At 56.7% G+C, this 24,108-nt stretch carries 23 protein-coding genes; 4 read left to right on the top strand and 19 right to left on the bottom strand.

All coding sequences use genetic code 11. The features are described 5' to 3' along the window. Window positions 1-4 precede the first annotated feature (4 nt). Window positions 5-1,474 (bottom strand): xylulokinase, encoded by a 1,470-nt coding sequence (xylB, locus tag NR201_RS14580; protein ID WP_033758495.1) that lies wholly within the window; start codon window positions 1,472-1,474, stop codon window positions 5-7. A 2-nt stretch (window positions 1,475-1,476) separates the two neighbouring features. Then, window positions 1,477-2,865 (bottom strand): D-arabinitol 4-dehydrogenase, encoded by a 1,389-nt coding sequence (gene dalD, locus NR201_RS14575; protein WP_010671449.1) that lies wholly within the window; start codon window positions 2,863-2,865, stop codon window positions 1,477-1,479. A gap of 195 nt (window positions 2,866-3,060) precedes the next feature. Between dalD and NR201_RS14570 the strand changes: the two genes are divergently transcribed. Continuing rightward, the gene (locus NR201_RS14570) at window positions 3,061-4,008 is read left to right on the top strand and encodes a sugar-binding transcriptional regulator (RefSeq protein WP_010258017.1); all 948 of its coding nucleotides are present in this window, start codon (window positions 3,061-3,063) and stop codon (window positions 4,006-4,008) included. 135 nt (window positions 4,009-4,143) lie between these two features. Here NR201_RS14570 and hisP read toward each other — a convergent pair whose 3' ends face one another. The 15 genes from hisP to NR201_RS14495 form a co-directional block, all read right to left on the bottom strand. After that, window positions 4,144-4,917: a histidine ABC transporter ATP-binding protein HisP gene (gene hisP / locus NR201_RS14565; RefSeq protein WP_010258014.1), complete on the bottom strand. Its 774-nt coding sequence runs from the start codon at window positions 4,915-4,917 to the stop codon at window positions 4,144-4,146. Between the two features lie 8 nt (window positions 4,918-4,925). After that, complete coding sequence (locus NR201_RS14560) at window positions 4,926-5,642, bottom strand: ABC transporter permease (protein ID WP_256844619.1); 717 nt, start codon at window positions 5,640-5,642, stop codon at window positions 4,926-4,928. Continuing rightward, on the bottom strand, window positions 5,635-6,324 hold the full coding sequence (locus tag NR201_RS14555) for a histidine ABC transporter permease HisQ (RefSeq protein WP_010258006.1): 690 nt from the start codon (window positions 6,322-6,324) through the stop codon (window positions 5,635-5,637). Before NR201_RS14555 ends, NR201_RS14560 begins: the two co-directional genes overlap by 8 nt. Window positions 6,325-6,503: 179 nt before the next feature. After that, window positions 6,504-7,286 carry a lysine/arginine/ornithine ABC transporter substrate-binding protein ArgT gene (argT, locus tag NR201_RS14550; RefSeq protein WP_010258004.1) on the bottom strand — a complete coding sequence of 261 codons (783 nt, stop codon included), beginning with the start codon at window positions 7,284-7,286 and terminating at the stop codon, window positions 6,504-6,506. 259 nt (window positions 7,287-7,545) lie between these two features. Next, the gene (locus NR201_RS14545) at window positions 7,546-8,115 is read right to left on the bottom strand and encodes a UbiX family flavin prenyltransferase (protein WP_010258003.1); all 570 of its coding nucleotides are present in this window, start codon (window positions 8,113-8,115) and stop codon (window positions 7,546-7,548) included. Between the two features lie 112 nt (window positions 8,116-8,227). Then, window positions 8,228-9,745 carry an amidophosphoribosyltransferase gene (gene purF / locus NR201_RS14540; protein ID WP_010258001.1) on the bottom strand — a complete coding sequence of 506 codons (1,518 nt, stop codon included), beginning with the start codon at window positions 9,743-9,745 and terminating at the stop codon, window positions 8,228-8,230. A gap of 37 nt (window positions 9,746-9,782) precedes the next feature. After that, window positions 9,783-10,268, bottom strand: coding sequence for a colicin V production protein (gene cvpA / locus NR201_RS14535; RefSeq protein ID WP_003854265.1), 486 nt, complete (start codon window positions 10,266-10,268; stop codon window positions 9,783-9,785). A 265-nt stretch (window positions 10,269-10,533) separates the two neighbouring features. Next, window positions 10,534-11,316 carry a cell division protein DedD gene (dedD, locus tag NR201_RS14530; RefSeq protein ID WP_010257997.1) on the bottom strand — a complete coding sequence of 261 codons (783 nt, stop codon included), beginning with the start codon at window positions 11,314-11,316 and terminating at the stop codon, window positions 10,534-10,536. Next, the gene (folC, locus tag NR201_RS14525) at window positions 11,306-12,574 is read right to left on the bottom strand and encodes a bifunctional tetrahydrofolate synthase/dihydrofolate synthase (protein ID WP_187492446.1); all 1,269 of its coding nucleotides are present in this window, start codon (window positions 12,572-12,574) and stop codon (window positions 11,306-11,308) included. The genes dedD and folC overlap by 11 nt, the downstream gene beginning before the upstream one ends. Window positions 12,575-12,668: 94 nt before the next feature. Beyond that, window positions 12,669-13,583, bottom strand: coding sequence for an acetyl-CoA carboxylase, carboxyltransferase subunit beta (accD, locus tag NR201_RS14520; RefSeq protein WP_010257992.1), 915 nt, complete (start codon window positions 13,581-13,583; stop codon window positions 12,669-12,671). A gap of 144 nt (window positions 13,584-13,727) precedes the next feature. Beyond that, window positions 13,728-14,390 (bottom strand): DedA family protein, encoded by a 663-nt coding sequence (locus NR201_RS14515; RefSeq protein WP_010257990.1) that lies wholly within the window; start codon window positions 14,388-14,390, stop codon window positions 13,728-13,730. A 29-nt stretch (window positions 14,391-14,419) separates the two neighbouring features. Beyond that, window positions 14,420-15,223 (bottom strand): tRNA pseudouridine(38-40) synthase TruA, encoded by an 804-nt coding sequence (truA, locus tag NR201_RS14510; protein WP_045139793.1) that lies wholly within the window; start codon window positions 15,221-15,223, stop codon window positions 14,420-14,422. Window positions 15,224-15,225: 2 nt separating this feature from the next. Beyond that, the gene (locus tag NR201_RS14505; protein WP_033778725.1) at window positions 15,226-16,233 is read right to left on the bottom strand and encodes an aspartate-semialdehyde dehydrogenase; all 1,008 of its coding nucleotides are present in this window, start codon (window positions 16,231-16,233) and stop codon (window positions 15,226-15,228) included. A gap of 302 nt (window positions 16,234-16,535) precedes the next feature. After that, window positions 16,536-17,669, bottom strand: a complete 1,134-nt coding sequence (gene pdxB, locus NR201_RS14500) for a 4-phosphoerythronate dehydrogenase PdxB (RefSeq protein WP_033778724.1) — start codon at window positions 17,667-17,669, stop codon at window positions 16,536-16,538. A 55-nt stretch (window positions 17,670-17,724) separates the two neighbouring features. After that, complete coding sequence (locus tag NR201_RS14495) at window positions 17,725-18,504, bottom strand: AraC family transcriptional regulator (protein ID WP_256844620.1); 780 nt, start codon at window positions 18,502-18,504, stop codon at window positions 17,725-17,727. A gap of 97 nt (window positions 18,505-18,601) precedes the next feature. Here NR201_RS14495 and NR201_RS14490 point away from each other — a divergent pair, with 97 nt between their 5' ends. Continuing rightward, complete coding sequence (locus NR201_RS14490) at window positions 18,602-19,501, top strand: DMT family transporter (RefSeq protein ID WP_187484429.1); 900 nt, start codon at window positions 18,602-18,604, stop codon at window positions 19,499-19,501. A 203-nt stretch (window positions 19,502-19,704) separates the two neighbouring features. After that, window positions 19,705-20,754 (top strand): flagella biosynthesis regulator Flk, encoded by a 1,050-nt coding sequence (flk, locus tag NR201_RS14485; RefSeq protein WP_010257977.1) that lies wholly within the window; start codon window positions 19,705-19,707, stop codon window positions 20,752-20,754. A 1-nt stretch (window position 20,755) separates the two neighbouring features. On the opposite strand, the gene NR201_RS14480 is transcribed toward flk, so the two are convergent. After that, window positions 20,756-21,199 (bottom strand): rhodanese-like domain-containing protein, encoded by a 444-nt coding sequence (locus tag NR201_RS14480; protein ID WP_010671442.1) that lies wholly within the window; start codon window positions 21,197-21,199, stop codon window positions 20,756-20,758. Window positions 21,200-21,286: 87 nt separating this feature from the next. Between NR201_RS14480 and NR201_RS14475 the strand changes: the two genes are divergently transcribed. Next, entirely contained in the window at window positions 21,287-22,711 is a 1,425-nt protein-coding gene (locus NR201_RS14475; protein ID WP_010671441.1) for a PLP-dependent aminotransferase family protein, read from the top strand. A gap of 85 nt (window positions 22,712-22,796) precedes the next feature. On the opposite strand, the gene fabB is transcribed toward NR201_RS14475, so the two are convergent. Next, window positions 22,797-24,017, bottom strand: coding sequence for a beta-ketoacyl-ACP synthase I (fabB, locus tag NR201_RS14470; protein WP_010257968.1), 1,221 nt, complete (start codon window positions 24,015-24,017; stop codon window positions 22,797-22,799). Window positions 24,018-24,108 lie beyond the last annotated feature (91 nt).

The raw sequence follows: 24,108 nt of genomic DNA, 5'->3' as shown, positions 1-24,108 counted from the left end.
GTCGTTATGCAGGCAGCAAACTGCGCACCTGTTGTTGCTGGATGTAGAGTTCCCGGAACAGACATAGCCGCTTTTGCAGCACGGCACCGCGCGTCTCGTCCGGTTGGTAGCGTGCCTGCACAGCCGGCTTCAGACACACCTCATGCTCAAGGCCGCCATCAGCCAGCCACGCTAAACGTGCCGCACCCAGCGCGCCAGATGCGCTGGCGGGATGGGTAACAATGGGCAGTTGCAGCACATCGGCAATCAATTGAGCCCACAATGTGCTACGTGCGCCACCACCGGTCAGGCTGCACTGCTGAATGTGATGCCTGGCATCGCCGAGCACACTCAACCCATCAGCCAGCCCAAATGCCACGCCTTCAACCACCGCATAGCCCAGCAAGGCGCGCGGGGTTTCATGGCGCAGATTGAAGAAAGAACCGGATGCGTCAGGATCGTTATGTGGTGTGCGTTCACCAGACAGATAGGGCAGGAAAACCGGGGCGCTACGCACTTGCTCATCACTGAGCTGGACCATCTCCTCCATCAGCTGGCTTTCACTGACCGACAGCAGATTGCACAACCAGCGCAGACAACTGGCGGCGCTAAGCATCACACTCATCTGGTGCCAGCGGCCCGGTAACGCATGGCAAAAGGCGTGCACCCCGCATTGAGGGTCAGCCCGTAAGCGGTCGTTTACGACAAAAATCACACCGGAGGTACCCAATGAGATAAACGCATCACCGGGATTCACCGCCCCCACACCGACTGCCGATGCGGCATTGTCACCGCCGCCTCCCGCGACAGTAACCGCAGTAGATAAACCCCACTCGCTCGCCAGCGTCGGCTGCAGGCGTCCACTTATGGCACTGCCTTCTACCAGTTCAGGCATTTGGGCACGCTTCAGTCCGGTGATGGCCAGCAGTTCTTCCGACCAGTCACGCCGGGAGACATCGAGCCACAGCGTTCCGGCAGCATCCGAAGGCTCACTGACAAAGCGCCCGGTAAGACGCCAGCGCAGGTAATCTTTCGGCAGCAGGACCTTATCGATGCGGCTGAAAATTTCTGGCTCATTTTCCGCGACCCAGTGCAGTTTCGGCAAAGTGAAGCCGGGCATAATCATATTGCCGCTAATTTCCATTATCCGGGGATTGCTCTTCCGTAGCCTTTCACACTGCGGTGCACTGCGCGTGTCGTTCCAGAGGATACACGGACGCAGCACCTTCCCCCCGGCATCCAGCAACACGGCCCCGTGCATCTGTCCCGATAATCCAATAGCGCGAATCGCGGCCCATGCCAGAGGAAACTGATGACGTAATCCCGCCAGAACCTCGCTGCAGGCTTGCCACCAGCATTCAGGATCCTGTTCAGCCCAGTGGGGATGGGGACGCTGCACGCTCAGCGTGGCGTGCTGAGCCGCCACAATCTCACCGTGCGTATTAATGATCAGCGCTTTAAGCTCTGAGGTACCAATATCAATGCCGAGATACATAATTACACCGCCGCCAGTTCAGGCTGTTTCAGCCACTGCTGCAAACTCGCAACACGGCGGGTGACTAATTCATGAAACGCCTTATCAGATGCCAGTTCCGCAAACAGCGCGCTATCACTCAGGTATGCATGGAGCGGATCGGCGCTGGCGAACTGCTTACGCAGCGTATCGACCTGTAGCGCACCGTCCTGATAGCAATAGGGTAAATTGTCATCGGCCCATCGCTGCATAAACAGGAAGAACAGTGCCGGAATCACCGCCGTTGCGGTGGGCTGCGCACCGCGCTGGTAGCACTGTTGCAGGGTTGGCGTCACCATGCCGGGAATTTTGGATAAACCATCGGCACCGACGCGCTGATTGGTATCTTTAATGTAAGGATTACTGAAGCGGGCCAGCACCACGTCACGATAATCCGCTAAATCAAGCGGGCTGGGAGACAGAGAAGGAATGACATCCTGGGTCACATAGTCGTGAGCCAGTTGATAAATCGCCGGATGGCTGGTGCTCTCATCGATATAGTTCAGACCAATCAGTGTGCCCGCCCAGGCAATCGCAGCATGTGTCGCATTGAGGATGCGAATTTTCGCCTCTTCCCACGGCAGTACCGATTCCACCAGTTCAACACCGACCTTTTCCAGCGCCGGGCGCCCGGCAATAAAATCATCCTCAATGACCCACTGAATAAAAGATTCGGCCATTACTGCTGCGCCATCCTGTTTGCCGGTCGCCGCCTGCACGCGTTCTGCCACCTCCGGAGTAGGACGGGGTGTAATGCGATCAACCATGGTATTCGGTGAACGGGTTTGCGTGCGCACCCAGTCGGCCAGCGCGGTATCGCCTTTGGCCGTAAGAAACGCCAGGAAGGCGTCACGGAAACGCTCACCATTGTGCCGCAGATTGTCGCAGTTCAGCAGCGTAACCGGCGGACCGCCTTGCGCAACACGCTGTGTCAGAATATGGCTGAGTGCACCGTAGAGGGTGCGGATATCGCCACCCAGATCGGCCTTCACATCTGCCTGATTGAGATCCAGGGTAAACGCGGGCGTCAGGTAGTAACCCGCTTCGGTCACGGTAAAGCTAATCACACGCGTTTCCGCACTGGCCCCCTGCTCGATCAACGCACTGATATCACTATCCCAGGGCAAAATTTTGCGCAGCGAAGTGATGGTTTCGTAGTCGCGCTTACCTTCAGGCGTCACGGTTTCCAGCACATATTCTCCCTGCTGCGCCGCGAGCTGATTGAGCAGCGGCACTGCGTCATTACGGATATTGCCGAGCGCGATGCTCCAGCTTTCATCACCCTGCTCACGCAGTTTATGCAGATACCACGCCTGATGTGCACGATGAAAAGATCCCGCGCCGATGTGCATCCACACTGATTGGTTGTTCATAATCGCCTCATTTAAACATTTGCCACACCTAAGGGCATTTGCCCGATGACCTGTAGCATAGTGCCTATTACGAAGATCCTTCTGCGAGCTGAGTCACAAATAATATTTTTGCTCCCATCCTGGGCTTTTGCTCAGTTAGTGCTTTTCGACCCGCACGGCGTTAAGATGTCCCCTCAAATTCGACGGAACATCGTGATGAGCAGAGAAGAAAAAAAGCAGGAGCTGGCCGCACGTGCCGCATGGATGTATTACGTCGCAGGCGTGACACAGCAGGAGATTGCGCAGGCATTGGGATTGTCACGACAGGTAGCGCAGCGGCTGGTATCCAGTGCACGTGAAATGGGCATGGTGAACGTAAAAATTGATCATCCCGTCACACACTGTCTGCAGCTGGCGCGTGAGGTACAGGCGAAGTTTGGTCTGGATTTGTGCCGCGTTGTGCCATCTGCCAGTCTGAATGATGAGGCTATTCAACAAATGCTGGCAGTTGAAGGCGCGGCGGTGATGACACAATTCATCAATGAGGAAACGCCTCAGGTGTTCGGTATTGGTTCCGGTAAAACCCTGCGCTCAATGATCGATGCGCTACCCTGGGTTGATCGCCCGCAGCATCATTGCGTTTCCATGATTGGTGCCATTGCGCGGGATGATTCCGGTACACGCTATGACGTACCGTTGAAGATGGCCGAAAAGATGCAAGGTAAGTATTTCTTTATCCCCGCCCCCTTATACGCCGACACCCCAGAGGATAAAGCGATGTGGGTGCAGCATAAGGTTTACCAGCGCGTCATTGATCGCGCATTACAGGCGGACGTGGCTTTTGTGGGTATTGGCGAAGTGATGCCGGGCTGTCCTTTGAATGCCGAGGGATTCATCACAGATGCGCAGGTCGAGGCGCTAAATGGGCGCGGCGTGGTGGGCGAAATGCTCGGTCACTTTTTCAATCAGCAGGGTGAGCGGGTATGGGGCGAAACGGATGAGCTACTGACCAGCGTGCGACTGGAAAGCCGGACTCAGCGTAAAATTATTGGCTTTGCGGGTAGCGAGCGCAAGTATCCAGCAATCCGTGCCGCATTACAGGGCGGCTGGGTATCGGGACTGGTGACCGATGAGGATACGGCGCTGAAGCTACTGCAAAAGTGATATCTCAGCATGGATGCAGAGTGCGAGGGCAGAACGCAGAGATGACGCAAAATCTCAAACGCGGCTCGCACTTATTCTGCGCAGGGCACGTTACGCCGGTGCCCTGATTCCCTCGCCTTAACTAACATCTAACCGTTACTTCAGCGATCCCTTGAGGAACTGCTGTAAACGCGGGCTTTTCGGACTGCCGAACAGTTCCGCAGGCGGTCCCTGCTCTTCGATTTTACCCTGATGCAGGAAAATGACATGGCTGGAGACGTGACGGGCAAACTCCATCTCGTGGGTCACGACCACCATGGTTTTGCCCTCCTCAGCCAGCTTCTGCATGATGCGCAGTACTTCCCCGACCAGCTCCGGATCAAGCGCCGAAGTGGGTTCGTCAAACAGCAACACCTCTGGCTCCATCGCCAGCGCGCGCGCAATCGACACACGCTGCTGCTGACCACCGGAGAGGTGAACCGGATATTTTGCCTGCGCCCGCGCATCAATCCCGACTTTATCGAGGTATTTGATGGCACGCTCACGCGCCGCCGCTTTACTCAGCCCCAGCACCTGAATCGGGGCTTCCATCACGTTTTCCAGCACGGTCATGTGACTCCACAGATTAAAGTGCTGGAACACCATGGTCAGGCTGGTACGTAACGCGCGCAGCTGCTCTTTGTCAGCCACTTTGAGCTGACCATCTTTGTCACGGACTAAGGTGATTTGTTGGTTATTCACCATGATGCTGCCTTCACTCGGTTTTTCGAGGAAGTTGATGCAGCGTAAAAAGGTACTTTTCCCTGAGCCGGACGATCCAATGATACTGATCACATCGCCCGCTTTAGCAGTTAACGAGACCCCTTTCAGCACTTCATGTTCACCGTAACGCTTATGCAATTCGGTGACGCTTAATTTATTGTCAGCCATAGTTCTACTCAATGCGATGAAGAGGGTTTCACGTGGGCCAGCCAGCGACGTTCCGCCAGGCGGAACAGGCTGATCAACACGTAAGAGATAATCAGGTACAACACAGCCGCCAGACCAAAGGCGGTAAACGGCTGATAGGTCGCCGAGTTAATATCCCGCGCGATTTTAAGCAGATCCGGCACGGTGGCGGTGAAGGCCAGCGCCGTGGAGTGCAGCATCAGAATCACTTCGTTGCTGTAGGCCGGCAGTGCCGTACGCAGCGCCGATGGCAGGATAATGCAGCGATAGAGTTTAAAGGTGGAGAAGCCGTATGCCCGTGCCGCCTCAATTTCACCGTGTGGCACCGAGCGAATCGCACCGGCAAAAATTTCCGTGGTGTAGGCGCAGGTGTTGAGGGTGAAGGCGAGCAGCGTACAGTTCAGACCACTGCGGAAAAAGGCATTCAGCAGTTCAGTGCCTTTCACAATCTCCAGCGTGTACATGCCGGAGTAGAACACCAGCAGCTGCACATAGAGCGGCGTGCCGCGAAAGACGTAGGTGAAGAGCCAGACCGGAAAGCTGATAAACCGGTTAGGGGAAACCCGCGCTATCGCCAGCAGGATTGCCAGACATCCGCCAATGGTGATCGAGAGGATCAGCAGCCACAGGGTGATAGCTACACCGGTAAAACGATAACCGTCAGTCCAGAGCAGCGATTTCCAGTATTCCTGAATAATATCAATCATAACTCGCCCTCTTCACACCCACCGTATAGCGCCGGTTCAGCCACCACAGCACACCGTTTGACAGCGTGGTGAATACCAGATAAATCACACCGGCCACAATGGCGAAGTAGAACGGCTGCCAGGTACTTTTTCCTGCCAGCTGCGTCGCCTTCACCACATCTTCCAGCCCCAGCAGCGAGACCAGCGCGGTGGCTTTCAGAATCACCTGCCAGTTGTTGCCGATGCCTGGCAGCGCGTAGCGCATCATGGCCGGAAACAGAATGCGGCGGAACACCTGCGCGCCGGTAAAGCCAAACGCGGTTGCTGCTTCAATCTGCCCCTGAGGCACGGCCATAAAGGCGCCGCGGAACGTTTCGGTGAAGTAGGCACCATAGATAAAGCCGAGCGTGATGATACCGGCGACCATCGGGTCGATATCAAACTGCGCCATACCCAGCGCATCGGTTATCTGGTTGAGGACAATCTGCAGACCGTAGAAGATCAGCAGCATCAGTACAAGGTCTGGCACGCCACGAATCAGCGTGGTGTAGCCTTCAAAAATCATCGCCAGTGGCCGGCTGCGCGACAGTTTCGCGCCTGCGCCAATCAGGCCCAGCAGCACTGCCAGCACGACGGAAGTGAGCGCCAGCTCCAGCGTCACCAGCGTGCCCCGAAGAATTACATCAGAATAGCCATACAGCATCGAGAGGGTCCTGTCGTGGGGTGAAAACGAAACGCTGCCCGCAAGCGAGACGGGCAGTTTAGCTTTACCTCTCTGTTGCAGATGCCATCCGCCATTAGCGGAAAAGAACCCGATTCTGCACCTGGCAGAACCGGCTCAGACCCGGCAAAACGGACACAGAGGGTAAAGCGACAGGATGGTTAGTCGCCGTACACGTTGAAATCGAAGTATTTCTTCGCAATCTTGTCGTAGGTGCCATCTTTACGCATGTCAGCAAAGGCTTTGTCGATGGCGGCTTTCAGTTCGCTGTCATCTTTACGCAGTCCCATGCCGGTACCGACGCCAAAAATCTTGTCATCTTTCACGGCCGGACCGGCGAAGGCGTAATTTTTACCGACCGGCTGCTTCAGGAATCCTTCGCTGGCCTGCACTTCATCCTGGAAGGCAGCATCAATACGACCGGCATTCAGATCCTGATAGACCAGATCCTGGTTTGCATAAGGCGTGACGTTCACCCCTTTTGGCCGCCAGTTCTGATTGGCGTAAGTTTCCTGCGTGGTGCCCTGCAGCAGGCCGATGTTTTTGCCTTTCAGCGACTCAATGGTCGGCTCAATTTTCGATCCCTTCGGCGCGACTAAACGCGCGTTCGCGGCGTAGAGTTTTTCCGAGAAGGCGATCTCTTCCTGACGTTTCGCTGTGATGGAAAGTGAGGAGATGATGGCATCAATTTTCTTCGCTTTCAGCGAAGGGATCAGCGCATCAAAGTCGCTCTCTACATAGGTACATTGGGTATGAATACGTTTACAGATTTCGTTAGCGAGGTCGATATCGAAGCCCACTAACTTGCCTTGCGCGTTTTTCGACTCAAACGGTGGGTAAGTTGGATCTGTGCCGATACGGATTGAACCCGGAACCGCCGCGAAAACGCTGGCAGCACTGGATAAGCCCAGCATCAGGGAAAGAGCCAGAACACGCTTTTTCATAGATTACCCTCAAGTGAAGTGCTTTTTGTTATGTGGTTCGTGATGTGTTTGCGCAAAGTAATTTGCATGTTTCATGCCAGTTCTGCAAGTTAACCACGCTGTTAGCGTGATGTCAGACAGGCGAAAACGCTGTGTTTGTGAGGGGAATATAGCAGTGAAGTAAAAGAGAAAAAGCGACGTTGTTAACTTTTGGTGCGTCAAATGCACGAAGAGTGATCCGAGGCGCGCTTATGCACTAAATAAGTGCGCCAGCGGAACTTTATGCACCCTGCCAGCGCGTGAAGAGATCTTCCGATAATTCGATATCAAACTGGTCGATAACCCGGTTAACGGTCTGATCGATCAGCTGATCGATCGTTTCAGGCCGATGATAGAATGCCGGCACGGGTGGCATAATAATGGCACCCAGCTCTGCGGCAGTGGTCATCATTCGTAGATGGCCAACATGCAGCGGGGTTTCGCGCACGCACAGCACCAGCTTACGCTGCTCTTTTAACACCACGTCAGCCGCACGGGTCAGCAACGAGTCACTGTAACTGTGGACGATGCCAGAGAGCGTTTTCATTGAGCAGGGTAAAATCGCCATGCCCAGCGTTTTAAACGATCCAGATGAGATATTTGCTGCAATATCGCGCACGTCATGCACCACATCGGCCAGCGCCTGCACGTCACGCAGCGAATAATCGCTCTCCAGTCCCAGCGTCTGACGCGCCGCCTGACTCATGACCAGATGCGTTTCTACTTCTTCCACCTGCTGCAACACCTGCAGCATGCGCACGCCATAGATCACCCCGCTTGCGCCAGAGATGCCAATGATGAGTCGTTTCATATTCCAACCTTATGTCAGCCAATGGGCCATCATACGCGGCCTGCGGGTTTCTGAAAACAAACAGGGCGGGATTGCTCCCGCCCTGTTTTATGCTGCCCGCCTGCTGAAGGTATCAGCCTTCGTTATGCAGCTCGAGGTTTTCGACTTCGTTCTGCCGCTGAAGCGCTTTGGCATCATCATTACGCAGCGACTCAAGATACTCCAGATATTGCTGATCGACATCTTTCGTCACGTAAATGCCGTTGAACACCGAGCACTCAAATTGTGCAATGTCCGGATTCTCTTCGCGAACCGCTTCGATCAGATCGTCCAGATCCTGGAAGATCAGCGCATCGGCTTTAATCAGCTGGCGAATCTCTTCCACTTCACGGCCATGCGCAATCAGTTCCGTGGCGCTGGGCATATCGATACCGTAGACGTTCGGGAAACGAATTTCCGGCGCCGCTGACGCCAGATAAACCCTTTTTGCGCCCGCTTCACGCGCCATCTCAATAATCTGCTCTGAGGTGGTACCGCGAACAATAGAGTCATCCACCAGCAGCACGTTTTTATCACGGAATTCGGCGCGGTTAGCGTTGAGCTTGCGGCGCACCGCGCTGCGACGTAACTGCTGGCCCGGCATGATAAAAGTACGGCCAACGTACCGGTTCTTCACGAAGCCCTGGCGATAGGGTTTGTCGAGAATACGTGCAATTTCCAGCGCGATATCGGTGGAGGTTTCAGGAATCGGAATCACAACGTCGATATCGAGATCTTCCCACTCGCGCGCAATTTTCTCACCCAGCTTGGTGCCCATACGGACACGGGCGCTGTAGACCGAGATTTTGTCGAGGAAGGAGTCGGGACGCGCAAAATAGACATACTCGAACAGGCACGGATTGCTTTTCGGATTTTCAGCGCACTGGCGGGTAGACAGCTGGCCCGCCTCAGTCACATAAACCGCTTCACCCGGTGCAACGTCACGGATGAACTCAAAGCCCAGCGTATCCAGCGCCACGCTCTCGGAGGCGACCATATATTCGGTGCGGCCATCAGCGATAACGCGCTTGCCCAGCACCAGCGGACGGATACCGTTGGGATCACGGAAGGCGACCATGCCGTGGCCGATAATCATCGACACTACCGCATAGGCTCCGCGCACCTGCTGATGCACGGCAGCAACCGCAGCAAAGATGTTGTCGGCTGTCAGCGGATCGTTTTGGAAACGATCTAACTCCTGCGCAAAGATGTTCAGCAGGATTTCAGAATCTGAGGTGGTATTAACGTGACGGCGGCCCTTTTCAAACAGGTGCTTACGCAGCACATGGGCGTTGGTCAGGTTACCGTTGTGCGCCAGGGTGATGCCATACGGGGAGTTTACATAGAATGGCTGCGCTTCAGAGGCACTGGAGCTTCCCGCGGTTGGATAACGCGCGTGACCGATCCCCATATTGCCCTGCAGACGCTGCATGTGGCGTGCTTCGAAAACGTCGCTGACCAGGCCGTTTGCCTTTCGCAGGCGAAAACATTTCAGCGCATCGATAGTACAAATGCCTGCGGCATCCTGCCCGCGGTGCTGGAGCACCGTTAACGCGTCATAGATCGACTGGTTGACCGGCATGAAACCGGTGATACCGACAATACCGCACATGTTGTCATTTCCTCATTAAGCCGCACTCCCGGTCACATCACCGGGGTAAAAAACTCGACGTGCTTTTCAGGTAATCAAAAAACCACCTGATTATATAACTGAACTCGGGAATGAGTTGAGACTGTTGCCAGTCCGGACTTTTGGAAAACCCAGTGAATGTATCGAGGAAGAACAGCAAAGCGGCTACGATCAGCACACCACGCAATGCCCCGAAACAGACGCCCAACACCCGGTCGGTTCCCGACAGGCCGGTTTTTTCCACCAGCGTGCCGATAACGTAGTTCACAATGGCCCCCACAATCAGGGTCGCCACAAACAGCACACCGATGGCGATACCGTTACGAACCAGTTCGTCGTCAAAACCTGTAAACCAGACTGCAAGGTAGGCGTAGTAATGACTGGCGACAAAAAACGCGCATCCCCAGGTAACAAGAGATAAGGCTTCCCGGACAAACCCACGGACCAGGCTGACCAGAGCCGAAAAACCAACTACCGCAATAATGACGTAATCAATCCAGATCATGAACTCTTCCAGCGCCAGTGCAATTGCACCCCTGCATCCAGTTCGGGGCGCATTCTAACAGAAAAAGAAAACGTTTGCGTAGCGGTTTTCTTTTTCTGCATCCATAAAAAAGGCGATGAAAAAAAACGCTATCGCCCGGGTGATTCTCAGCCGGACAGGCCGTTGAAAATCGTCAATTTTTTTCACGGCAGCGCGCATTAAACGCGCTGCCTGAGGGGTAAAAGACGCTGCCTGTTACTGCTATCGGCAGCGCCAATCGCCCGTTTTAGCGGGCGCTGTAGGGTTTCACGACACCGCCCAGTCCTGAGATACTTTTCAGCTCGCCAACCGCACTCTGCATTTTGGCTTTCGACGCATCAGGCCCAACGTAAATGCGGGTGATCTGACCCTGTACCGGCGTTGAAGGAACGGTAAAGGCGCGATAGCCCGACAGCCGCAGCTGCGCGACAATCTCATTCACTTTGCTGGCGTTTTTCAGCGCACCTAACTGCACCACATAAGCCTGCCCTGCCGGCGCTGTCGTCTCTGCCGTTTTCGGCGGCTCTTCCTGCTTCGGCTGTTCGACCACTTTAGGCTGTTCAACCGGTTTAGGTTTAGGCTGCTCCACGACTTTTGGCTTCTGCTGTTCGACCGGCTTCTGCTTAGGCTGCTCTGTTACTTTCGGTTTCTGCTGCTCAACGACCTTCGGCTTCGTCACCGTCTGTGCGGGCACAGACTGATGGACCGGCGGCGGCGAGACCACTACCGGATCGCTCTCGTCTTCCGGTTGAGTCCGACCCTGCTCTGCCGTAGCGTTGGTTTTACCGTTGCCATTGCTGCTGCTGACCGCATTGCCCGCGCCTTCCGGCGGCTGTGCCGGCAGCGACTGGGTTACCGGCGGCACCATTTCGCTGTCCTGCTGATCGTCAGGTTTCGGCACCAGCGGAATGGCGGCGAACTCCTCTTTGTAATGCTTTTTCTGACCATCCAGCAGCCCTGGCAGCACAATCACGCCAACGGCGACCAGAATAACGGTGCCGACTAAACGGTTCTGAAACTTACTTGCCACGTCCTTTCTCCGTTTCAATCGATTCCATGACCTGTGCAACGGTGTGGAATGAACCACAGACCAGCACAATGTCCTGCGGCGCTGCCCGCTGGCGTGCCTGCTGCCAGGCGAGCTCAACCGAACTAAAAGCCTCGCCCTGCGACAGGTTGTTCAGCAGTTGCTCAGCACTGGCGCCGCGCGGACCCTCGAGGGGCGCGCAGTACCAGGTATCGACCACCGGTGCCAGCGCCGCCAGCGTACCGGCGATATCTTTGTCATGCAGCATGCCCACCACGGCATGCACTTTGCCGCGTTTCGGCAGTGACGCCAGCCGCGACGCCAGATACGCTGCCGCATGCGGGTTATGGGCGACATCCAGAATAACGCGCGGTGATTCGCTGAGGGTCTGAAAACGGCCTGGCAGCATCGCCAGCGGCAGGCTGGCGCGAATCTGCGCCTCACTGACCTCAAGCCCGGAGACCCGCAGCGCCACCAGCGCGGTCGCCGCGTTAGGCAGCGGCACCTGCGGCAGCGGCAGATCGTTCAGCTCACCTGTCGCATCACGCAGTGACCAGCTTTCTGCCTGCGCATGCCACGACCAGTCACGGTTGCGCTGCAACAGCTGCGCACCTTTTTCCTGTGCGACCACGGCAATACTCTGCGGCATATCTGGTTCACCCACTACCGCAGGTTTCCCCGCCCGGAACACACCGGCTTTTTCACGCCCGATGCTTTCGCGATCCGGACCAAGCCAGTCGGTGTGATCGAGTGCAATGCTGGTGACCACCGCGACATCGGCATCCACGATGTTTGTCGCATCCAGCCGTCCGCCGAGGCCGACTTCGAGGATCACGACATCCAGCTGCGCCTGGCGGAACAGATTCAACGCAGAGAGCGTGCCAAATTCAAAATAGGTCAGCGAAATATCTGCACGTCCGGCTTCAATCTCCGCAAAACTGGCGCAGTGCTGCGCTTCACTCAGCTCCTCTCCCTGAACCCGCACGCGCTCGGTATAGCGCACCAGATGCGGTGAGCTGTACACGCCAACGCGGTAACCCGCGGCGATCAGCAGCGTTTCCAGGGTGCGACAGGTGGTGCCTTTGCCATTAGTACCGGCCACGGTAAAGACAAAAGGAGCGGGTTTCAGCAGGTCGAGACGAAGCGCTACCTGACGAATACGGTCCAGACCCAGTTCAATGGCCTGAGTATGCAGGTGCTCAAGATAATAAAGCCACGTGGCCAAAGGCGACGTGGCTTGGGGAAGGTGAAGATTGTCCATATGTCCCGTTTTGCTTATTTATACCAGGCAGGCTGCTGCTGCGGTATACGGTGCATTGGTAAGAGGTGCTTTGGACGCACCTCTCTATCTCCTGTCAGGCCTCGTTGCTTTCCGATTCAGTCGTCGCCGGAGCGGACTGTTCACCGTCATGCAGCGGTGCCGGCAGGTTCATCATTTTTGCCAGCAGGCTTGCCAGTTTGTAGCGCATTTCCGGACGGCGAATAATCATATCAATCGCGCCCTTTTCAATCAGGAACTCACTGCGCTGGAAGCCCGGCGGCAGTTTTTCACGCACGGTCTGCTCAATAACGCGTGGACCGGCAAAGCCAATCAGTGCTTTAGGTTCCGCGATATTGAGGTCGCCCAGCATGGCAAAACTGGCCGAAACACCACCCATAGTCGGGTCAGTCAGCACGGAAATATAAGGCAGACCGCGCTCACGCATTTTTGCCAGTGCCGCACTGGTTTTCGCCATCTGCATCAGCGACTGCAGCGCTTCCTGCATACGCGCCCCGCCGCTGGCGGAGAAGCAGATCAGCGGGCAGTTATCTTCTAACGCCTGCTCAACCGCACGTACAAAACGCGCACCGACCACAGAGCCCATTGAACCGCCCATAAAGGCAAATTCAAAGGCCGCCGCAACAACCGGCATGCCGTGCAGCTGACCTTTCATGACCACCAGCGCATCTTTCTCACCGGTGTCTTTCTGGGCCGCGATCAGACGATCTTTGTACTTTTTGGAGTCACGGAACTTGAGCAGATCTTTAGGTTCAAGTTCACTACCCAGCTCAACCATCGTGCCCTGATCGAGGACACTGCCGAGGCGCTCACGGGCGTGCATCCGCATGTGATGGTCACACTTCGGGCAGACCTCAAGATTACGCTCCAGCTCGGCGCGGTAGAGCACCTGACCACAGCTGTCACACTTGGTCCAGACCCCTTCCGGGATACTGGCTTTGCGCACAGGCGTTCCGGTGCTTTTATTAAGAATGCGTTCAATCCAGCTCATTGATGACCTTTCTGTTTAAAACTGACCTGGTCCAGTCGTCTTGATACTGCTGAAAACCGCTTCAGCAGACGGTAAATGTCGCTCATTAAACCACAACCTGTTCAGACTGTGGATAAAAATCTGGTCTTACCCCTGAGCGCAGCCTTACGGCTGCTTCTGCTGCTTAGCCTGACGGCGATGACGCCAGACTTCAATCACACCTGGCAGAATCGAGACCAGGATAATGCCCACAATCAGCAGCTTCAGGTTTTCCTGCACCACCGGCAGATCGCCAAACAGGTAGCCGGCATAGGAGAACAGCAGCACCCAGAGCAGCGCACCCGTTACGTTGAACAGCGCGAAGTGGCGATAGGACATATGGCCCATACCGGCAACAAACGGCGCAAAGGTTCGCACGATCGGCACGAAGCGCGCCAGGATAATGGTTTTTCCACCATGACGGGCATAAAACGCATGGGTTTTATCCAGATGGCTGCGACGGAAAATCTTCGAGTTCGGGTTACTGAACAACCGTTCGCCAAACAGGCGGCCAATGGTGTAGTTCACTGCATCGCCCAGAACCGCGGCCACCACTAATAATGCCACCATCACATGCACATTAAGATCGTTACCCGGCAACGCCGCCAGTGCGCCCGCCACAAACAGCAACGAGTCACCCGGCAGGAAGGGCGTCACCACCAGACCGGTTTCGCAGAACAAAATCAGGAACAAAATAGCGTAAATCCAGATACCGTACTGTGCAACCAGTTCGGCAAGATGCACATCAATGTGCAGAATAAAATCAACCAGAAAATGGAGAAACTCCATGGCGCGCCCTTTTAAGTCCTGAAAGTGAATTAATCCGCGAGGAACAACGGTCCCATCGACGGCTGTGGTAACGCAAAGTGGGATGGGTAATCCACCGCCACCAGATACAACCCCTCTGCCCGGGCTGTGGCTGCGGCTAATGTCCGATCCTTCGCCGCCAGCAGCGTTGCCATCCATGACTCCGGCTTATTGCCGCAGCCTATCTCCATCAGGCTGCCCACGATATTGCGCACCATGTGATGCACAAAGGCGTTGGCTTTGATATCCACAATCACGTAGGGGCCCTGACGCGTCACGTTGAGGTGAATCACGTTGCGCCACGGTGTACGCGACTGGCACTGCACGGCTCGGAATGAGGTGAAATCATTCTCGCCTAACAAACATTGCCCGGCGCGCTGCATTTTCTCCGCATCCAGTGGATGGTAAAAGTGCGTCACGCCCTGCGCCAGCACCGCCGGACGCAGACGCTGATTGTAGATCAGGTAGCGATAGCGTCGGGCCGTGGCGCTGAAGCGGGCATGAAATTCATCCGGCACCGCTTTCACCCAGCGCACCGCAATATCCGGCGGCAGATTAGCGTTGACGCCCAGCGTCCAGGCGCCATCAGGCCGCTGCGAGGTGGTCTCGAAATGGACCACCTGCCCCGTCCCGTGTACGCCTGCATCGGTGCGGCCAGCACAAAAAATGCTGACCGGATGATCGGCGACTTTCGACAGCGCGCGCTCAACCTTCTCCTGCACGCTGCGGACTTCATTCTGACGCTGCCAGCCGTAGTAATGGCTGCCGTCATACTCGATGCCGAGCGCCAGTTTTTGCGTCTGACCATCGGACATGGTTACAGATACTCCTGAACCAGTTTCTCAGCGGTTTTCACCGCCATCAGCGCGCCGCCAAAACGAATGTTGTCCGCCACTGACCAGAACTGCAGCAGTTCCGGGATACCGTAGTCGTTGCGCACTGCGCCGATGCTCAGTTCGCCGTTGCCTGAGGCATCCGTGACCGGCGTCGGCACTTCATCCTCTTCGCTCAGACGAATATCTGACGCCAGCGCCAGTTCGGCACGCGCTTCTTCCGCAGAGAGCGGGCGCAGGTTTTCGATATGCACAATCTGCGCATTACCGTAGAACACCGGAGCCTGTACGCTGCTGACCGCAATCGGTAAGCCTTCGTCCTGCAATACCTTACGCACCTGATCAATCAGGCGACGCTCACTCTCCACGCTGCCTTCTGCGTCGGCCTGTTGTGGCATCAGATTAAACGCCAGCTGACGACCAAAATGGTGTTCATCGGCCGGAAGACCGTTCAGCAGGCGGGCACTTTCCCCGGCCAGCGCATCAACAGCCACTTTGCCGTAGCTGGAGACTGAGATCAGGTTAGTCACCTGTAAACGACTCAATCCGGCCGCATCCACCAGTGGTTTAATTGCGGTCAGCAGCTGGCTTACCAGGTTATCCGCCACGCTGATGATGTTGCGATTGCGATAATCTGCCAGCACCTGCGGATTCACATCCGGCACCACCAGCGGCACATCGGGTTCCAGCGCAAACAGCTCGCTGCTGTCGATCACCAGACAACCGGCATTGGCCGCTTCATCGGCAAAGCGCGCAGAGGCGTCACGTCCCGCCACGAAAAAGGCCAGCTGCGCCTGTGACCAGTCGAACGTCTCCGCATTTTCGACCCGCACCGAGCGGCCTTCGAAACGTTTGATTTCGCCCGCGCTGTTTTCGCTGGCCAGCAAATATAATTCACCAACCGGGAACTGGCGTTCCGCCAGCAGTTCCAGTACAGCGTTCCCTACTGCGCCTGTCGCGCCAAGTAGCGCAATATTCCAGCCGTCAGACATGTTGGTTTACTCCAGACAATGACATAAAAACAGAAGGCGGTGATATTCACCGCCCAGGGATTCAGATTTATCCCCGTCGTCTTTCACGTTGCATCTTTGTTGGCTGCGTTCACTCACCCGAATCACTTACATGAGTAAGCTCATCGGGATTCGTTCTCTTGCCGCCTCAATGCAACCCGAAATCCATTGGGTATATCCCCCCAGAACCCGCCGTCATGCAGACATGCCAGCAGCGCGCGCCTTCCGTTCACTGATTAATTCAGTGCGGAAACCGCGCCAGGGCGCCTGACCTGCAGCGCCCGCTATTCCGGGGAGATGATTGCGTTAAAGCCCAGCTGGTTCAGCAGCTCAGCGGTTGTGGCGTCATCGCAGTTCACCTGCAGCGATGACCACTCGCGGCGCTCCTGATACTGCTTGCGCAGGCGATCAAACTCGCCGGGTTTCGCCGCCACTTTACGCAGGGGGGCATCATCGCGGCGCACATCATACACCAGATGCGCCAGGCGTTTCAGCGTTGGCTGATCCAGCGGGCCATTCAGGGTGATTTCACTGAATTCCGGCACCGGCAGTAAGGTACTGAGCGGCACCTGCTGCGGCTGACCAATAAAGTCGCACCAGGCTTCAAACACCTGGGTGGTGCCGCGCGCTTTGCCTTCCAGCGTGTAGCCCGCGATGTGCGGCGTGGCGATATCGACCTTATCCAGCAGCGCCAGCGACAGATCCGGCTCCGGCTCCCAGACATCCAGCACGACGCTAAGATCGTGCCGCATTTTCAGCACCTCCAGCAGCGCGCTGTTGTCCACCACCGGGCCGCGACAGGCGTTGATCAGAATAGTATTAGGCTTTAGCGCCATCAGCAGCGCCGCATCCGCCAGATGCCAGCTTTTATACGGGCCCTCTTTAAACAGCGGCGTATGGAACGTCAGAATATCAGCCTGCTCTGTCACAGCCTCCAGCGACAGGAAATCCCCCTCATCACCGCGATCGGCGCGCGGCGGATCGCACAGCAGGGTTTTGATGCCCCAGGCCTCAAGACGCTTTTGCAGTCGCCCACCGACGTTACCGACGCCAACGATGCCGACAGTGCGGTCACGCAGCTGGAAACCATCGCGTTCCGCCAGCAGCAACAGCGCAGAAAAAACATACTCCACCACCGCAATGGCGTTACAGCCGGGTGCGGCAGAGAACGCAATGCCCGCCTGCTGCAGCCAGTTCTCGTCGATATGATCGGTGCCCGCCGTGGCGGTTCCGACAAATTTCACCGGCTTTCCTGCCAGCAGGGCCTCATTAACCTGGGTGACTGAGCGCACCATCAGGCCATCGGCATCGGCCAGTTCAGCCACCGGCAGCGGACGCCCCGGCACCGCGACCACGTCGCCGGTACGGCTGAATAGCTCACGGGCATAAGGCATATTTTCATCGACCAGAATTTTCACCACGGCTTTCCTGTCAGTTACATATCAGGCAATTATTCTGGCACAAAGCGACGCGTTAGCCTAACCGTGCACGGTAGCGTTCGGGCGTGGTTCCCGCCTGTTGCTGGAACATCACAATCAGCGCCGAAGCTGAACTGTACCCCAGCTCATGGGCGATGCTCTGCACGCTTTCCCCCTGCTCCAGCAGCACAATGGCGCGCAGAAACCGCAGCCGCTGCCGCCACTCGCCAAAGGTCATATGAAGCTGCTGCTGGCAGCGCCGCGCCAGCGTCCGTTCGGTGGTAAAGACCCGCCCCGCCCAGCCTGCCAGCGTGGTGTTATCGCCCGGATGCGCTTCCAGCGCATGTAACACCGGCGCCAGAAATTTATCGTCAGAGGTGGGCAGATAACTCTCCTGTACCTGCGCCAGCTGCAGGCGATCGCGCAGCACCTCGCACAGCCGCCACTGCGCATCCGTTTCGGGTTGCTCGATTTGCTGCTCAGCAAACTCATCCATAATGGCATGTGCAATGGGATCGACCAGCAGCAGGCAGGCGCGCCAGGGCAGATCGGCGCATAACGGAGCCGCCAGATTAAAAGTACGGAACTGTGCCTGACGATGGTTATAGCTACTGTGAAGCTGACCCGGTGGGATCCAGACCGGAATATCTGCCGGTGTCAGCAATCGCTCACCCTCGACCTGCATCTCCAGTACGTGGCTTTTCACCATAATGAGCTGACCCCAGGCATGCGCATGCGGCAGATATTCGGTGCGGGCATTGGCCTGCTCATAACGCATAAAGTAGCGCAGTTGCGGCGCGTCAAGGGGCGGCTGGTAGATCACTTTCAGGGTCATTCTGTCCGCTCCACAACTAATTTTGTCCGATATTAACTATCTGAATAAATCCGGACAAGCGTACACTGCGCCTCATTATGGCGTGTGGAGAGTCAGCATGTTTTTCCTGTACCCGCTCTTTGCGGTAATAATCTGGTCGATCAACTCAATTGTCAGCAAACTCTCGGCGGATGCGATCGATCCGGCGGCGATCTCATTCTACCGCTGGTTACTGGCGCTGCTGGTGCTGACGCCCTTTGTGCTGCCCGGCGTGTGGCGCACGCGTCAGGTCATTAAACCGCACCTCTGGCGGCTGGCGATCCTTGGCCTGCTCGGCATGGTGCTCTATCAGAGTCTCGCCTACTACGCAGCACACAGTGTCAGCGCACTCTTTATGGGCATTATCGGCGCCCTCATCCCCCTGCTCACCGTGCTGCTGAGCGTGGTGATCCTGCGGATTGCGCCGACGCTCGGCATCCTGCTTGGCAGCATCATCTCCTTTACCGGTCTGGTGTGGCTGGTCAGTGAGGGTAACGTGATGCAGCTGCTGAATCATGGCCTGGGCAAAGGCGAACTGCTGATGCTGGCCGCCTCCGCCGCCTATGCGCTGTATGGCGTGCTGACACGACGCTGGGCACTGCCGCTGCCGATCTGGCAAAGCCTGTATGTGCAGATTTTATTTGGCGTCGTTCTGCTGCTGCCTGGTTTTCTGCTGGCCCCCGAGGTGGCGCTTAACCGGCACAACCTGCCGCTGGTGGCCTTTGCCGGTCTGTTTGCTTCGATCATCGCGCCGTTCCTGTGGATCCACGGTGTGCAGCGTCTGGGTGCCAGCACCACCAGTATCTTTATGAATCTGATCCCGGTATTTACCGCGGTGATCGCGGTGATTTTTCTGCATGAGCAACTACACAGTTACCACTGGATTGGCGGCGGTCTGACGCTTGGCGGTGTGATACTGGCGCAGCGGCTGCGTACCCCCTTAACCCGCCGTAAACCGGTGAGTCACCCGCTGCCCTGAATAGCGCGGCCGGCAGATTACGGGTAGCGGCTGTGGCGAGTGAGGGTACTGTTGAGGATGGCAGTGAAGAGAGTCTACAGCTGAAGCGTAAATCTCGCGCCGAAACGCATGTCCCCCGTGGGATTTCCCGGGGGCTTTTGCTATCATGGCCTATTCATTTTCCGGCGCACCCCACGCTGTTCTGTTTTCCCAAGGAATCCGCCATGCAACCACTCAGCGGCCCCGGTGTGCCGGTCGGCGATCGTTCATCTGTCAATCCGCAAACTGGCGTTACGCGTCACGGTTCAGTGGCCGGTGAACAGCCCCTCTCCCCTGCGCAGCGCACGACGTTAGAACGGCTGATCGTGCGTATCTCATCGCTCAGTAATCTTAAAGCGCCTGAACTGTGGGCGGGCGTACGCCATGAAGTGGGCGTAAAAAGTGAAGCGGAGTTGCAGTCGCGTCATTTTCCGGCAGCGGAACAGTACCTTAATGGCCGCCTTACGCAGACGCAAAATGGGCATGCCACACGCCAGCTGATGACCCAGCTCACCGATCTGCTGCCGAAAGGGAATAACCGTCAGGCCGTCAGCGACTTTATCCGTCAGCAATTTGGTCAGACCGTACTGAGCGCGCTGAGCCAGGATCAGCTGCGCCAGGTGCTGACGATGCTGCAGAACGGGCAGATGACGATTCCTCAGCCGCAGCAGATCCGCGTCAGCGATCGCACGCTGCTGCCTGCCGAGCACCATACGCTGAATCAGCAGGTGGTACGCCTGGCCGCTGCCACTGGCGAATCCACCGGTAAGCTGTGGACGGCTGCGCTGAAACTGGTCAATCTGACCAGCGGTGATCCCATCCCGTCGCGCCACTTCCCACTGCTGACACAGTATCTGCAGGTACGTCAGACGTTGAGTCAGCACAGCGCACCGACGCTGCAATTGCTGGAAGCGTCCCTGAAACAGCCGCTTGATCAGCAGGAGCGGCAGCAACTGGAGGATTACAGCCAGCAGCGTTTCCAGGCCACGCCGCAGACGGTGCTCACCGTAACGCAGACCCAGGATCTGCTGAACTTCCTGTTCAGCCGGCGCGCCGACCGGGCAGAAAAACTTCTCGAACAGCCGCTGGCTGCCAGCGAGATAAAACCCCAGCCGATCTGGTCACCCTTTGTTGCGTCGCTGCCGCCCGCGATTCAGCCTCTGGCAGAGCGCCCCCTGCTGGGCTTCTTTGTCGCACTGGTCGTCATCACCCTTTTACTCTGGGTGGTCCTCTGAGTTAACAGCCACAGAATGCTTTGGGCGCGGCGACTGGCCATTCGCCCGGTGCATCACCCCAGGTCAGCGGATGACCGTCACGTTTCCAGAAATCCAGCCCGCCAATCAACTCCTTCACCTGAAATCCCAGCGAGGCCAGTTTCCAGGCCGCTTTCGTCGAGCCGTTACAGCCAATGCCGTCACAATACGTGACATAAACTTTGCTGCGATCGAGCCGGGCCGTGGTAGTGGCATCCATCTCGCGATGCGGAAAGTTGATCGCGCCGCAAATATGCCCGGCGCGATAAGCCTCCGGCGCGCGAGCATCGATTACCACGATATCCGGGATTTGCCGCCCCAGATCTTCCGCCAGATCCCAGGCGTCGGTGTAAAAAGCGAGTTTTGCCTGCAGATAGTCGAGGCTTTGCTGCGGGGTGGCGGCCGGAATTCGTAAAACCGATGACATAGCGATTCTCCTGTTGTGGTGAGTCTGCAGTTTACGGCAAAGTGGACTGCTTACTGATACCCATTCCCCATCAGGTATAAGACCCATATGTCTTCACCGTTATTACAACTTTTCCAGCATCAGACCAGTGGCGGCGTGCGCGAGCGGCTCTGCTCTACCCTGCGACTGGCGATCAACCGGCACCATCTGCATGCTGGTCAGCAGTTGCCGTCCAGTCGGCAGCTGGCGCAGGATCTGCGTCTGTCACGTGTGACGGTGGAAGCGGCCTACGGACAGCTGGAAAGTGAAGGCTATCTGCGACGCGAGACCGGTCGCGGTACTTTTGTTGCCATCATCATCCCCACCCACTCATCATCATTTCCAGCCCGGCCTCAGCCCGTCCGTTTCTCAGCGCGGGGCCAGCAGGTACTGGCAACCGGTGGCTGTCAGGATCCCCCTTTTCCCCATGCATTCGCCGCCGGTTCACCGGAGTTACGCGCTTTTCCCCATGACACGTGGCGACGCCTCGGCAGCAGCGTGCAGCGTTCACTGGGCAGTGCCGCAATGGGATATGGCGATCCCTGCGGCTACCTGCCGTTACGCAGCGCACTCGCGGATTATCTGGCACTTTCCCGGGGCGTGGCATGCCAGCCGGAACAGGTGATCATTCTGACCAGTTCACAACAGGCACTGCAGTTACTGGCAATGATGTTCGTCGATCCCGGTGATGAGGTATGGATGGAGGAGCCGGGCTATCCTGGTGCGCGTAACGCCTTTCTGGCTGCCGGCGCACAGGTGCGCGGGATTGAGGTCGATGCCGAAGGTGCCATCCCCGCCAGCGGCAGTGCAAAACTGATGTATCTGACGCCATCGCATCATTACCCTACCGGCGTGACGCTGAGCCTGACGCGACGCCTGGCGTGGCTGGACTGGGCGCAGCGCAACCGGTGCTGGCTGATCGAAGACGATTATGACAGCGAATTTCACTACGACGAACGTCCTATCCCTGCGCTACAGGGACTGGATCGCCATCAGCGGGTGATTACGCTGGGCACCTTCTCGAAGTCGCTGTTTCCCTCCCTGCGGCTGGCCTGGATGGTGGTCCCGCCCGCGCTGATTACCCCCATAGGCCAGGCACGCAGCGTGCTGGATGGACACAGCGCCCTGCTGCCGCAGGCTGTCACCGCCGCCTTTCTGCAACAGGGACATTTCGCCAGCCATCTGCGGCTGATGCGTCAGCTCTATCACAGCCGTCGCGATCTGCTGCTGACGCTAATCGCTCAGCAACTGTCGCCGTGGATCACGCCGATTGTCAGCAGCGGCGGATTACAGGTAACTGTCAGACTGCAACAGGATGAAGCGCGATTAAGCGCACTGGCGGCTCAACAGGGTTTGCTGCTGCCGCGTCTGAGTCCGCTCTATGCCGGGCCTTCATCTCAGCAAGGCTGGATGCTGGGCTTTGCCGCACTGACGCCTGACGAGATTGTGGCAGGATGCGATACATTGCTGCGGCTGCTGCAGCGGGAGGGCTAAAACGGAGGGTTGAACGAGGTAAAGCGGATGGGCTGTAAAACAAAAAGGGCCGGCAAGCCGGCCCTTCAGAGTGCTGACGTAATAATTACGCCTGATATTTACGCATGGTCAATGTGGCGTTGGTACCGCCAAAACCAAAGCTGTTAGACATCACGGTAGTCAGCTCTTTTTCCATCGGCTCAGTGACGATGTTCATACCGGTTGCTGCCGCGTCAAGCGAGGTGATGTTGATGCTTGGCGCGATAAAGCCATGCTCCAGCATCAGCAGCGAGTAGATCGCTTCCTGCACGCCAGCCGCACCCAGAGAGTGGCCGGTCATCGCTTTCGTTGCTGAGATGTATGGCGTGTTATCGCCAAACACTTCACGAATCGCGCCCAGCTCTTTCACATCACCCACCGGGGTAGAGGTTCCGTGGCTGTTCAGATAGTCAATTGGGGTATCGACACCGTGCATCGCCATCTTCATGCAGCGCACTGCGCCTTCACCTGATGGAGCAACCATGTCTGCACCGTCTGAAGTGGCACCATAACCGACGATTTCGGCATAGATATGCGCACCACGTGCCAGCGCATGCTCCAGTTCTTCAACGACGACCATGCCACCGCCACCGGCGATAACAAAGCCGTCGCGCTCATTGTCATAAGTGCGTGACGCTTTTTCTGGCGTGTCGTTGTAACGGGTAGAGAGCGCGCCCATGGCGTCGAACTCACAGGCCATTTCCCAGCACAGCTCTTCGCCGCCGCCCGCAAAAACGATATCCTGTTTGCCAAGCTGGATCTGCTCAACGGCGTTACCGATACAGTGCGCAGAGGTGGCACAGGCGGAGCTAATCGAGTAGTTTACGCCATGAATTTTGAATGGCGTTGCGAGGCAGGCAGAGACGCCAGAGGCCATCGCTTTGGTGACAACATAAGGGCCAACCGCTTTCAGGCCGCGTGGGCTGCGCATTGCGTCAGCACCAAATACCTGGAAACGTGGGGAGCCGCCGCCTGAACCCGCAATCAGACCCACACGTGGGTTGCTCTGATACGCTTCAGCGCTAAGGCCAGAATCTTTAATCGCTTCTTCCATGGAAAGATAAGCATAGATGGACGCATCACTCATAAAGCGCACAACTTTGCGATCGATGAGGCCGGTGGTATCTAATTTAACGTTACCCCAGACGTGACTACGCATGCCGGAATCTTTCATCTCTTCAGAAAAGGTGATGCCAGAGCGTCCTTCACGCAGAGATGACAGCACCTCCTGCTGGTTATTACCAATACTGGAAACGATCCCTAAGCCAGTAATCACAGCACGTTTCATTCAATCTTCCTCATCCACTTCTTCTTAATTGGCATGCACTCTAGCGTACACTTGTACGCCGAACAAGTCCGATCAGCTATTTCCTTTTGTA

Origin of the sequence: Pantoea sp. Fr-CA_6 (genome assembly GCF_024520895.1) — a bacterium.
Classification (GTDB): domain Bacteria; phylum Pseudomonadota; class Gammaproteobacteria; order Enterobacterales; family Enterobacteriaceae; genus Pantoea; species Pantoea agglomerans.
This window is presented reverse-complemented; position numbering and strand designations above follow the sequence as displayed.

Coding starts and splice junctions, on each gene's coding strand:
- NR201_RS14480 (WP_010671442.1), bottom strand. CDS start 21,199: ATGTCATCGGTTTTACGAATTCCGGCCGCCACCCCGCAGCAAAGCCTC.
- NR201_RS14545 (WP_010258003.1), bottom strand. CDS start 8,115: ATGAAACGACTCATCATTGGCATCTCTGGCGCAAGCGGGGTGATCTAT.
- accD (WP_010257992.1), bottom strand. CDS start 13,583: ATGAGCTGGATTGAACGCATTCTTAATAAAAGCACCGGAACGCCTGTG.
- NR201_RS14555 (WP_010258006.1), bottom strand. CDS start 6,324: ATGCTGTATGGCTATTCTGATGTAATTCTTCGGGGCACGCTGGTGACG.
- NR201_RS14490 (WP_187484429.1), top strand. CDS start 18,602: ATGTTTTTCCTGTACCCGCTCTTTGCGGTAATAATCTGGTCGATCAAC.
- NR201_RS14560 (WP_256844619.1), bottom strand. CDS start 5,642: ATGATTGATATTATTCAGGAATACTGGAAATCGCTGCTCTGGACTGAC.
- cvpA (WP_003854265.1), bottom strand. CDS start 10,268: ATGATCTGGATTGATTACGTCATTATTGCGGTAGTTGGTTTTTCGGCT.
- NR201_RS14570 (WP_010258017.1), top strand. CDS start 3,061: ATGAGCAGAGAAGAAAAAAAGCAGGAGCTGGCCGCACGTGCCGCATGG.
- folC (WP_187492446.1), bottom strand. CDS start 12,574: ATGGACAATCTTCACCTTCCCCAAGCCACGTCGCCTTTGGCCACGTGG.
- argT (WP_010258004.1), bottom strand. CDS start 7,286: ATGAAAAAGCGTGTTCTGGCTCTTTCCCTGATGCTGGGCTTATCCAGT.
- fabB (WP_010257968.1), bottom strand. CDS start 24,017: ATGAAACGTGCTGTGATTACTGGCTTAGGGATCGTTTCCAGTATTGGT.
- truA (WP_045139793.1), bottom strand. CDS start 15,223: ATGTCCGATGGTCAGACGCAAAAACTGGCGCTCGGCATCGAGTATGAC.
- NR201_RS14475 (WP_010671441.1), top strand. CDS start 21,287: ATGTCTTCACCGTTATTACAACTTTTCCAGCATCAGACCAGTGGCGGC.
- NR201_RS14515 (WP_010257990.1), bottom strand. CDS start 14,390: ATGGAGTTTCTCCATTTTCTGGTTGATTTTATTCTGCACATTGATGTG.
- hisP (WP_010258014.1), bottom strand. CDS start 4,917: ATGGCTGACAATAAATTAAGCGTCACCGAATTGCATAAGCGTTACGGT.
- xylB (WP_033758495.1), bottom strand. CDS start 1,474: ATGTATCTCGGCATTGATATTGGTACCTCAGAGCTTAAAGCGCTGATC.
- dalD (WP_010671449.1), bottom strand. CDS start 2,865: ATGAACAACCAATCAGTGTGGATGCACATCGGCGCGGGATCTTTTCAT.
- flk (WP_010257977.1), top strand. CDS start 19,705: ATGCAACCACTCAGCGGCCCCGGTGTGCCGGTCGGCGATCGTTCATCT.
- NR201_RS14505 (WP_033778725.1), bottom strand. CDS start 16,233: ATGTCTGACGGCTGGAATATTGCGCTACTTGGCGCGACAGGCGCAGTA.
- NR201_RS14495 (WP_256844620.1), bottom strand. CDS start 18,504: ATGACCCTGAAAGTGATCTACCAGCCGCCCCTTGACGCGCCGCAACTG.
- purF (WP_010258001.1), bottom strand. CDS start 9,745: ATGTGCGGTATTGTCGGTATCACCGGTTTCATGCCGGTCAACCAGTCG.